Here is a 10,388-nt window from a genome sequence, read left to right as displayed (position 1 = left end):
ATGAATTCGTGGGCTTACGCGGCGAGCGCGGACTGCAGGCGCTCGAGCTTGCCCTTGACCGAGCCGTCGATGACGACGTCGCCGGCATCGATCACCGCACCGCCGATCAGCGAGGCATCGACCGCCGACTCCAGCTCGACCTCGCGACCGAAACGGCGCTTGAGACCATCGCGGATCGCGGCGAGCTCGGCGTCGCTGAGCTGCGAAGCGGACGTCACGCGCGCCTTGACGACGCGCTCGGCTTCCGCGCGCAGCTGTTCGAACAGGCCGGTGATTTCCGGCAGCAGTTCGAGGCGGCGGTTGTCGGCGAGCATCGTCAGGAACCGCTGCACGCTGGCGTCGCTGCCTTCGATCGCGAGCAGGCGCGTGGCCTGCTGCGACGTCAGCTGCGGGTGCTTGAGCACCGCCTGCGCCTGCGGATCGGCGGCGACGCGTGCGGCGAAGGCCAGCGCCTGCGACCACGCGGTGACACGGCCTTCGTCCCGCGCGGCGTTGAACGCGGCGCGGGCGTAGGGACGGGCAAGGGTCAGGGCCTGGCTCATCGTCGCGTCTCCGTCAGAGCTGGCCGGCCAGCTCGTCGAGCAGCGCGCGGTGGGCGTTGGCGTCGATCTCGCGACGCAGGACCTTCTCGGCGCCGGCGACGGCGAGCGACGCGACCTGGCCGCGCAGTTCCTCGCGGGCACGGGTGCTGGCGGCGGCGATCTCGGCCTGCGCAAGATCCTTCTGGCGGTTGGCTTCGGCCACCGCTTCGGAATGCGCCTGCTCGACGATCTGGTTCGCGCGCTGGTGCGCCTGCTCGATGATCTCGTTCGCCTTCGCACGCGCATCGCGCACGACGGAGTCGGCGCTGGACTGCGCCTGCTCGAGAGCCTTCTGGCTGTTGTCAGCGGCGGCGAGGCCTTCAGCGATCTTGCGCTGACGCTCCTCGATGGCCGCGTTCAACGGCGGCCAGATGAACTTCATGGTGACCCAGATCAGCACCGCGAAGGTGAGCATCTGGCCAAAGAAGGTCATGTTGATATTCATGACAGCTCCGGTGATCGCGGGTCGGGCGAAAACGCCCGGTCAGCCGCCCGCAGGTGCGGGCGGCCTTGCAACGGATGACGCAGCGATCAGCCCGCGTTCGCAGCGGCGGTGACGGCGCCGAGGAGCGGGTTGCCGAACGCGAAGAGCAGGCCGACGGCGAGCGCGATGATGAACGCCGCGTCGATCAGGCCGGCGAGCAGGAACATACGGCCCTGCAGCATCGGAACGAGCTCCGGCTGGCGAGCGGCCGACTCGAGGACCTTCGAGCCCATCAGCGCGATGCCGAGGCAGGCGCCGATCGCGCCCAGGCCGACCATCATGCCGATCGCGATCGCGGTCATGCCCTGCAGATGAGCGATGAATTCCATGGTGTTTCTCCTGCGGATTTAAGTGAAGTTTGAAGGGTGAAGCGAAGGGTGGAGCGATGCCGCGACAGCGGAATTTCGATCAGTGACTCTCGTACGCACCGGCGATGTAGACGACGGTGAGGATCATGAAAATGAAGGCCTGCAGCAGCACGATCAGGATGTGGAACAGTGCCCAGGCGGCGTTGAAGATCACGCCCGGCACGAACATCACGAGGCTGCCGCCGAGGAGGCCGGCGATGAGCATGAAGACGAGCTCGCCGCCGTACATGTTGCCGAACAGTCGCATCGCGAGGCTGACCGGCTTGACGCAGTACTCGATCAGGTTGAGGCCGAGGTTCGCGGGTGCGAGAACGATCTTCGCGACGGTGCCGTGCGCATGGAACGGCGCGGTCAGGAGCTCCTTGCCGAAGCCGCCGATGCCCTTCGCCTTCATCGAGTGGTAGAGGATGATGAAGAACACCGGGATCGACAGGCCGAACGTCGTGTTGAGGTCGGCGGTCGGAACCCAGCGGAAGTAAGTGTGGTGCGCGACTTCGGCGCCGGCGGTCGTCTTGACGATCCAGCCCGGCATGTCGAGCGGCAACAGGTCCATCCCGTTCATGAGGACGACCCACACGAAGATCGTGAGCGCGAGCGGCGTGATCGAGCTGCGGTCGCCGTGGAAGGTGTCCTTCACCTGGCCGTCGATGAATTCGAGGATGAGCTCCACGAAGGCCTGGCCCTTCGAGGGAACGCCGGCCGTCGCGCGACGCGCAGCGAGGCCGAACCACAGGATGAAGATCAGGCCGAGCACCAGCGACACGACCCACGTGTCGACGTGGAAACCGCCACCGCCCAGCTGGATGGTGTTCTGGGTCAGGTGATGCTGGATGTATTCGTTCAGGCCGCCGCCGGAACCGGTCTGCTCGCTCACTGAAAACACCCTATCGATTCAGAAGTTGGGCCGGGACGGCCGCCACTGTCGCCACCAGCACCCCGATCAGCAGAGGGAGTGCAGGCAGATGCCAGACGGCGAGGCCGAGCAACAACACGATGGCGACCGTGGCCCACTTGGCCGCCATGCCCAACAGGAGTCGCGCCATCGCGATGCCGGCCGTTCCGATGCCGCCGCCGAGGGCGATGAGCATCGATACGAGGGCCGCCGCGACCACCGCGCCGCCGCCCACCGCCGTCGCGAGCGCATCGCGCACACCGAGGGGGAGGAAGGCGAGCGAGGCCAACGCCGTCGCGCCGGCTTGCCAGACGATCGCGCGCGACGCCAGCCGGCGGCCTGCGGACAATGGATCGTGCACGCGGGGATCGTCGGTCTGGAGACTGGCGCGAAAGCGCCCTGTGGAGCCCCAAAAGTATAAAGGGCGTGAGTTTTCCGGGCAACCGGCGGAAGCCATGTGGGACGGGCGTCGCGCCTTGCGTGGCAGCGCCGGGCTCGCGAGCGGTCGCCACGATCTGCGGCGTCGGTGGCTTCGCATGCCGGAACGGCCCAGCGCGAGCCGGCCCGGCCTCTCGCGATCCACGGCCGCTTTCGACCGCTCGTCGCGGATGTGCCCGCGGACGGAACCTTTCGACGAGGGCCCGGTCGGACTCTGTGTCCGCGCCGGCCACGACGCCTCTCCTCGTCGACGGGTGGCAACGCGAACGCCCCGGCTCACGCCGGGGCTTTTTATTTGTGCGATCGGCGACGCGCGCTCGGTGCGTCGCCGGACCTCACTTCTTCTTCGGAATGTAGAGGTCGGTGATCGTGCCTTCGAACACCTCGGCCGCCATGCCCACCGACTCGCTGAGCGTCGGATGCGGATGGATCGTCATGCCGATGTCGGCGACTTCCGCACCCATCTCGATCGCGAGCGCGACCTCCGCGATCAGGTCGCCCGCGTGCACGCCAACGATGCCGCCGCCGATGACGCGATGCGTCGCCTCGTCGAATACGAGCTTGGTGAAGCCTTCGGTGCGACCCAGGCCGATCGCGCGACCGCTCGCCGCCCACGGGAACTTGCCGACGCCGACCTTCAGGCCCTTCGCCTTCGCTTCGGTTTCGGTGACGCCGACCCACGCGATCTCCGGATCGGTATAGGCCACCGACGGAATCACGCGCGCGACCCATTCGCGCTTCTCGCCCGCGGCGACTTCGGCGCCAAGCTTGCCTTCGTGCGTCGCCTTGTGCGCGAGCATCGGGTTACCGACGACGTCGCCGATCGCGAAGATGTGCGGCACGTTCGTGCGCATCTGCCGATCGACCGGAATGAAGCCGCGATCGGTGACCTGCACGCCCGCGGCTTCCGCACCGATCTTCGCGCCATTCGGACTGCGGCCGACCGCGACGAGCACGCGATCGTAGGCCGTCGGCTGCGGCGCACCCTCGCCTTCGAACGTCACCTTGATGCCGGCCTTCGTCGCTTCGACACCCGACGCCTTGACGTTGAGGTGCACGGCGACGCCCTGCTTCTTCAGGCGATCGGCGAGCGGCTTGACGAGGTCGGTGTCCGCGCCCGGCATGAGCTGCGGTGCGAGTTCGACGACGGTGACCTGCGAGCCGAGCGCGCGATACACCGTTGCCATTTCGAGGCCGATGATGCCGCCGCCCACGACGAGCAGTGACTTCGGCACGTCGGCGAGATCGAGCGCATCGGTCGAATCCATCACGCGCTTGTCGTCCCACGGGAAGTTCGGCAGCTTCACTGCCTGCGAACCCGCCGCGATGATGCATTGCTCGAAGCGGATCAGCTGCGTGCCGCCCTCGCCCTGCACTTCGACTTCGTTCGGCGACACGAAACGGCCAGTGCCCTGCACAACACGCACGTTGCGCTGCTTGGCCATGCCGGACAGGCCCTTGGTGAGCTGGCCGACGACCTTGTCCTTGTAGGTGCGTAACGCGTCGAGTTCGATCTTCGGTGCGCCGAAGGTGATGCCGTAGTCCTTCGCGTGCTGCGCTTCATCGATGACGGCGGCCGCGTGCAGCAGCGCCTTCGACGGAATGCAGCCGACATTGAGGCAGACGCCGCCGAGCGATGCGTAACGTTCGACCAGCACCGTATCGAGGCCGAGATCGGCGGCGCGGAATGCCGCCGTGTAACCGCCGGGGCCGGCGCCCAACACGAGCATGCGGCATTCGACGTCGGCCTTGCGGCCGGTCGATGCCGCGGCCGTCGGTGCAGGCGCGGATGGCTCCGGTGCGGCACGATTCGCGTCGACCGCGCCCTTCGCTTCGGCGTTCGTTGGCGTCGGCGCAGCAGCGGCCGGCGCACTCGCAGCGGGCGTGGGCGCAGCGGCATTCGCCGCGCCCTCCGCATCCAGCACCACGATCACCGAACCTTCCGACACCTTGTCGCCGACCTTGACGCGCACCTCGCGCACCACGCCTTCCGACGACGACGGCACTTCCATCGTCGCCTTGTCGGATTCCAGCGTGACGAGGCCCTGGTCCTTCGCCACGCGGTCACCAACGGCGACGAGCACCTCGATCACGGGCACGTCATCGAAGCCACCGATGTCGGGGACTTTCACTTCGATCGGGGTCGCCATCACTCGTTCTCCGGGCTCGTTGCGGCGCCCGTGGGGGCGACCGGTGGATCTTCATGGATCTCGCGTTCGACGTCGCGCTGCGCGTCGTTCTCGGCGAGCGCCGCGCGTTCGCGCGGCGTGGGCAGGGGCGCATCGGGCGCCGCCTCGTCCGTTTCGGGCACCACGCGACCGCTGAGCACGGCGATCGCTTCGGCGCCTTCGTGGCCGAACAGGCTTCGTACGTGCAGATCGCGCTGCGGAAACGGGATGTCGATGCCGTAGCGCTGCAGCGCGGTATGCAGCGCCCAGTTGTACGCTGCTTTCACCGCGGACGGGCGACGGGTCGCCTCCGCGTTGAGCCAGACGATCAGCTGGAACTCGAGACGGCTCTCACCGAACTCGACCAGCCACACCTGCGGACCGCGCGGGCCGTCCTTCGCCAGCGTGAAAGGCACTTCGCACGCGGCTTCGAGCGCCGCCTTCTTCACCGTTTCCTTGTCGGTGCCGTAGGCCACGCCGAACGGAATGCGCATGCGCCGCGACGCTTCCAGCAGTGTCCAGTTCACCACGCGGCCACTGACGAACTCGGCGTTCGGCACCAGGATGTTGAGGTTGTCGTTCGTGCTGATGCGCGTTGCACGGATCTTGATGTCCCGCACGACGCCGTGCACGCCGGATTCGAGTTCGACGAAGTCGCCGATCTTGATCGAGCGGTCGAACAGCAGGATCAGGCCGGACAGGAAATTGTTGAAGATCGCCTGCAGGCCGAAACCGAGGCCCACGCCGATCGCGCCCGCGAACAACGTGAACTTCGACACCGGAATACCGGCGACTTCCAGCGCGACGAGCACGCCCACGAACAGCAGCGCGTAGCGCAGCACGCGACTGACGGTATAGATCGACGCCGCGTTCGCGCCTTCGCGCTCGCCGTAACGCGTCAGCGCACGGCCCACGAAGCGCGACAGCGCGAAGAATACCATCAGCAGTAGGATCGCGGACGCGAGGTCGCCGACGGTGAGATCGAGCCCGGCAACACGCACGAGTTCGTAGTCGAGGAACGGCTGCACGCCCTGCCAGCCGTCCTGCGCGGCGTCGCGGACGCGTTCGCCCGCCGCGTGCAGTTCGCGCGCCGTTTGCGCGTGCGGCATCGTCAGAGCAGCACGCGCCGCATGTCGGCCATCAGCTGCGCCAGGTACGCGGTGAAGCGCGCGGCCGACGCGCCGTCGATGACGCGATGGTCGTAGCTCAGCGAGAGCGGGAGGATCAGGCGCGGCTGGAATTGCGCGCCATCCCACACCGGGCGGATCGCCGACTTCGACACGCCGAGGATCGCGACTTCCGGCGCGTTGACGATCGGCGTGAACTTGGTGCCGCCGATGCCGCCGAGCGAACTGATCGAGAAGCAGCCGCCGGTCATCTCCGCCGGCGAGAGCTTGCCGTCGCGCGCCTTCTTCGCGAGTTCGGACGTTTCCTGCGCGAGTTCGACCACACCCTTCTTGTCGACGTCGCGGATCACCGGCACCACGAGGCCGTTCGGCGTGTCCGCGGCGAAGCCGATATGGAAATACTTCTTGAGGACGAGCTTCTCGCCACTCGCATCGAGCGAGGCATTGAAGTCCGGATACTTCTTCAGCGCCGCGACCACCGCCTTCATCAGGAAGGCGAGCATCGTCACCTTAATGCCGCTCTTCTCGTTTTCCTTGTTGAGCGCGACGCGCAGCTCTTCGAGGTCGGTGATGTCGGCATCGTCGTGCTGCGTGACGTGCGGAATCATCGCCCAGTTGCGCGCGAGGTTCGCGCCGGAGAGCTTCTTGATGCGCGAGAGTTCGCGCGTCTCGATCTCGCCGAACTTCGAGAAGTCGACCTTCGGCCACGGCAGCAGATTGAGACCGCCACCGAGGGATGCACCGCCCGCCGATGGCGCAGCCGCGGCGCCGCTCATCACCTGCTTGACGTGCTGCTGCACGTCTTCCTTGGTGATACGGCCGCCCTTGGCGCTGCCGGAGACGCGCGCGAGGTCGACGCCGAGTTCGCGCGCGAACAGGCGCACCGCGGGGCTCGCATACGGGACCGCATCGGGCATGAGCTCGCCGGCATCGAACGTCACCGGCGGCGTGCGCGGCTCGGCCGCAGGCATCGGCGCGGTCGCGACGGGCGCGGTAGTGACGCCGGTGTGCGTGGCGATGTCGCGCTTGGTGAGGTTGTCGACATCGCCGGACACGGCGACCGGCTCGACGCGCGTCGGCGTCTCGGCCGGGCGCGGCTGTTCGGGGGAGGTCGCGACCTGCGAGGTATCGGCCTTCGGCTGCGCGCCGTCGGCCGACGGACCCGACGCCGGTGCCGCGGCATCGCTCGGCTCGATGATCGCAACGAGCGCGCCTTCGCCGACCTTGTCGCCCACCTTGAGCTTGAGCTCGCGGACCGTGCCTGCGAACGGCGCGGGCACCTCCATCGTGGCCTTGTCGGACTCGAGCGTGACCAGCCCCTGGTCGGCCTTCACCGTGTCGCCGACCGCGACGAGCAGTTCGATCACGGGCACGTCGTCATGCCCGCCGATGTCGGGGACGCGCGCTTCCTTCAGCTCAGCCATGCAGGGCTCCGCAAGTGATGGTGCCAAACCGCCATTCTCGCCCGCGGCGGACGATCGCGCCAATCGCGGCAAAAGAACGATGTCGACGCGATGTGTAGATGCGACTACCGGATGCGATGTCGCGTGTGCGTCGAAGCGACCGTCCGCGCAGCAAGGAGGGTTCAGTGGCAGGAGGTTAGGTTGACTGTGCCGGTCAGTGGCGCTGACCGGTCCTGCAAACGATTACAAGGAGGCCACTCCATGGCACGTCACCTTTCTCTCGCCCTTCTGGGCACTCTCGCCCTCGCTCCGTGTGCCTTTGCGCAGGACGCGGGAACCTCGTCCGCCAGCGGCAAGCATGTCGCGATCGTCGGCGGCGTCGCACTGAACAATCCGACCGGCAACGCCACCGTCAACGGCGCACGCACGAACCTCGATGGCGAGGCCGTCGGCGCGCTGGGCGCGAGCTGGTTCATCAACGACAACATCGCGGTCGAAGGCTGGGGCGCCAGCAAGGCCGGCTATCGCATGACGACCGGTAACGGCAAGGTCGGCAGCGTCGATGCGCAGCCGTACGCACTCAGTGGCCAGTACCACTTCGGTTCGCCGGACAAGACCGTGCGCCCGTTCGTGGGCCTCGGCTACTACCAGATGAACTACGACGACGAGTCGGCACAGGCCGGCGCGGCGTTGTCGGGCCGACGTATCGGCGTCGAAACCGCGCAGGGCCCGATGGCGACGGTCGGCGCGGACCTCAACCTCGGCGAGCACTGGTTCGCACGCGGTGACGTGCGCTACCTGCACGGCAACTCGGACGTCTCGGTGAACGGCGTCAAGGCCGGCGAGGTCAAGGCCAATCCGGTCGTCGTCGGCGTCGGCATCGGCACGCGCTGGTAAGACACGCGACAGTGGGAACGGAGCGGGCCCTTCGGGGCCCGTTTCGTTTGGGGCATGCGGATTCACGCGTCGCCCGTCGCCCCGTCGCTAGCCTGCGAACGGACCGCCCGGAGTCGCTCGATGACGACGAAACTCGACGGCCCGTTGCGTCGCGAACTCGACGTCGGCGGGCAGGCCTACACGCTCACCATCGACAAGGAGGGCCTGCGTCTCGTGCCCAAGGGCCGGCGCAAGGGCCTCGACCTGCAGTGGAAGGCATTGCTGAGCGGCGACGCCGCGCTCGCCGCGGCGCTGCAGGGCAGCCTCGAACAGTTGAGGCGCTGAGCGATGCCCGAAGGTCCCTCGCTCGTCATCCTGCGCGAAAGCGCCGAATCGCTGGTCGGCCTCAAGGTGCTGGAGGCGACTGGCAACACCAAGCAACCGCTCGAGCGCCTGCCCGGTTCGCGGCTGCGCGCCGTGCGCACGTGGGGCAAGCATTTCCTGCTCGACTTCGGCGACTTCGCCATCCGCATACATATGCTGATGTTCGGCAGCTATGCAATCGACGAGCGCAAGCCCGAGAAGACGCCGCGTCTTTCGCTTCGCTTCACGCGAAAGTGCGAAATCAACTTCTATTCTTGCTCGGTGCGCTACATCGAGCAGCCGCTCGACGAGGCCTACGACTTCTCGGCCGACGTCATGTCGGACACCTGGGATCCGAAGGCCGCGCGGCGCAAGCTCAAGGAAAAGCCGAAGATGATCTGCGCGGACGCACTGCTCGAGCAGGACATCTTTGCGGGCGTCGGCAACATCATCAAGAACGAAGTGCTGCACCGCATCCGCGTGCACCCGATGACGCGTGTCGGCGACCTGCCACCGCGCAAGCTCGGGGACATGATCCGCGAAGCGCGCGGCTACAGCTTCGACTTCTATCGCTGGAAGAAGGAATTCACCCTGCGCGCGCATTGGCAGGTGCATGCGAAGAAGACCTGCCCGCGCGACGGTACGCCCCTGAGCTTCGAACGCCATCTCGGCACGAAGAAACGCCGCGCGTTCTGGTGCGACACCTGCCAGGTGTTCTACGGCGAAGGCACGCCGCCCGCGCCGTCGCCGGTGGTCAGGAAAGCGAAACCGGCTTCGAAACGGACGGCGAAGTCCGCTTCGAAGCCGCTCAAACGCGTCAGTCGCCGATGATGCGGAAGCCGAGAATGATCGACGCGGACTGCACACCGCGCACCGCGCCGCTGATGTTCATGCGCACCGTCGTCGGCTTCTTGAAGAACTCGTTCACCTGCGCATCGGTCAGGCCGAACGTGTCGGTGAGCGTGCGACGGTTGATGAAGCCCGCGATGCAGACCGCCGAATCGCGATAGCGCTCGGTGATCGTCGTGCCCGACGGCAGCGGCACCTGGAAGATCTCGGACGACGTCATGCTCGTCGTGAGGTGGCCATTGAACGGCAGGCCCGTGGTCGGATCGATCAGCGACGGATCGGCGAGCACCGGGTTCTCGACCGTCAGCGTCGGGTTGTAGCGCAGGGTCGAGACCGCGTTGGCCGCCGTCGTATTCGAGTAGGTGACGTTGATCACCGGCGACAGCCAGTAGCACATCAGCGACTTGGTCGCCTTGCCCGGCAGGCTGATGTGCGCCATGTCGGTGAAGCTGAAGTTGGTGGTCGAACCCGGCGTGGGGTTGATCACCTGGCAGGGATCGGTGCTCGCCGGATCGCAGGCGCTGTCGAGCGTCACGACGGACTGCGTCAGGCCCAGCCACGTGAGGTTGCGGCCGAACGAGTCGACGTCGCCCACGTCGTCCACCGTCACCGCGGCGGCGGCCATCGTCGGCGTGGCAGCGCTCTTGTGGCCGCGCGTCATGCTCAGCGCGCGCTTGCTCGGCAGCAGGTCGAGGCCGCGTCGTTCGGTGTCGTTCTTGCGCGGCGCGGCGGCGGCCGTGGCCGCGAGCGAGCCCGCGAGCACCAGCGCGAGAAGCGACACCATCGTCGTGATACGTGCCATGACATCCCCTCCGTGAGTTGTGGTGCGCGGAGGATGG

General features: G+C 67.2%; 12 protein-coding genes. 3 read left to right on the top strand and 9 right to left on the bottom strand.

From position 1 onward, the window contains the following. Window positions 1-14 precede the first annotated feature (14 nt). From EVS83_RS02540 to EVS83_RS02505, 8 genes are all read right to left on the bottom strand, one after another. Window positions 15-542, bottom strand: a complete 528-nt coding sequence (locus EVS83_RS02540) for a F0F1 ATP synthase subunit delta (protein WP_133499274.1) — start codon at window positions 540-542, stop codon at window positions 15-17. Between the two features lie 13 nt (window positions 543-555). Next, window positions 556-1,026, bottom strand: a complete 471-nt coding sequence (locus tag EVS83_RS02535; RefSeq protein WP_133499272.1) for a F0F1 ATP synthase subunit B — start codon at window positions 1,024-1,026, stop codon at window positions 556-558. A gap of 86 nt (window positions 1,027-1,112) precedes the next feature. Next, window positions 1,113-1,394, bottom strand: coding sequence for a F0F1 ATP synthase subunit C (atpE, locus tag EVS83_RS02530; RefSeq protein WP_133499270.1), 282 nt, complete (start codon window positions 1,392-1,394; stop codon window positions 1,113-1,115). Between the two features lie 79 nt (window positions 1,395-1,473). Next, the gene (gene atpB / locus EVS83_RS02525; protein ID WP_133499267.1) at window positions 1,474-2,307 is read right to left on the bottom strand and encodes a F0F1 ATP synthase subunit A; all 834 of its coding nucleotides are present in this window, start codon (window positions 2,305-2,307) and stop codon (window positions 1,474-1,476) included. A gap of 10 nt (window positions 2,308-2,317) precedes the next feature. After that, on the bottom strand, window positions 2,318-2,782 hold the full coding sequence (locus EVS83_RS02520; protein WP_166636767.1) for a hypothetical protein: 465 nt from the start codon (window positions 2,780-2,782) through the stop codon (window positions 2,318-2,320). Between the two features lie 316 nt (window positions 2,783-3,098). Next, window positions 3,099-4,913 (bottom strand): dihydrolipoyl dehydrogenase, encoded by a 1,815-nt coding sequence (gene lpdA, locus EVS83_RS02515; RefSeq protein WP_133499263.1) that lies wholly within the window; start codon window positions 4,911-4,913, stop codon window positions 3,099-3,101. Next, window positions 4,913-6,040, bottom strand: coding sequence for a mechanosensitive ion channel family protein (locus tag EVS83_RS02510; RefSeq protein ID WP_133499261.1), 1,128 nt, complete (start codon window positions 6,038-6,040; stop codon window positions 4,913-4,915). The genes lpdA and EVS83_RS02510 overlap by 1 nt, the downstream gene beginning before the upstream one ends. Window positions 6,041-6,042: 2 nt before the next feature. Beyond that, a complete protein-coding gene (locus tag EVS83_RS02505) occupies window positions 6,043-7,653 on the bottom strand; it encodes a dihydrolipoyllysine-residue acetyltransferase (RefSeq protein WP_425456054.1) in 1,611 nt (536 codons plus the stop codon). A gap of 69 nt (window positions 7,654-7,722) precedes the next feature. On the opposite strand from EVS83_RS02505, the gene EVS83_RS02500 reads away from it, so the two are divergent. From EVS83_RS02500 to EVS83_RS02490, 3 genes are all read left to right on the top strand, one after another. Further along, window positions 7,723-8,358, top strand: a complete 636-nt coding sequence (locus EVS83_RS02500; RefSeq protein ID WP_133499257.1) for an OmpW/AlkL family protein — start codon at window positions 7,723-7,725, stop codon at window positions 8,356-8,358. A 120-nt stretch (window positions 8,359-8,478) separates the two neighbouring features. Further along, a complete protein-coding gene (locus EVS83_RS02495) occupies window positions 8,479-8,682 on the top strand; it encodes a hypothetical protein (RefSeq protein WP_133499255.1) in 204 nt (67 codons plus the stop codon). A gap of 3 nt (window positions 8,683-8,685) precedes the next feature. Then, window positions 8,686-9,531: a DNA-formamidopyrimidine glycosylase family protein gene (locus EVS83_RS02490; protein WP_133499253.1), complete on the top strand. Its 846-nt coding sequence runs from the start codon at window positions 8,686-8,688 to the stop codon at window positions 9,529-9,531. Here EVS83_RS02490 and EVS83_RS02485 read toward each other — a convergent pair. Then, window positions 9,518-10,351 (bottom strand): hypothetical protein, encoded by an 834-nt coding sequence (locus tag EVS83_RS02485; RefSeq protein WP_133499251.1) that lies wholly within the window; start codon window positions 10,349-10,351, stop codon window positions 9,518-9,520. The two genes, EVS83_RS02490 and EVS83_RS02485, sit on opposite strands and share 14 nt — an antisense overlap. Between the last annotated feature and the right edge of the window lie 37 nt (window positions 10,352-10,388).

It is taken from the genome of Cognatilysobacter terrigena (assembly GCF_004361065.1).
GTDB lineage: Bacteria > Pseudomonadota > Gammaproteobacteria > Xanthomonadales > Xanthomonadaceae > Cognatilysobacter > Cognatilysobacter terrigena.
The sequence above is the reverse complement of the archived record's forward strand: the minus strand, read 5'-3'. Positions and strand labels throughout refer to the sequence as shown.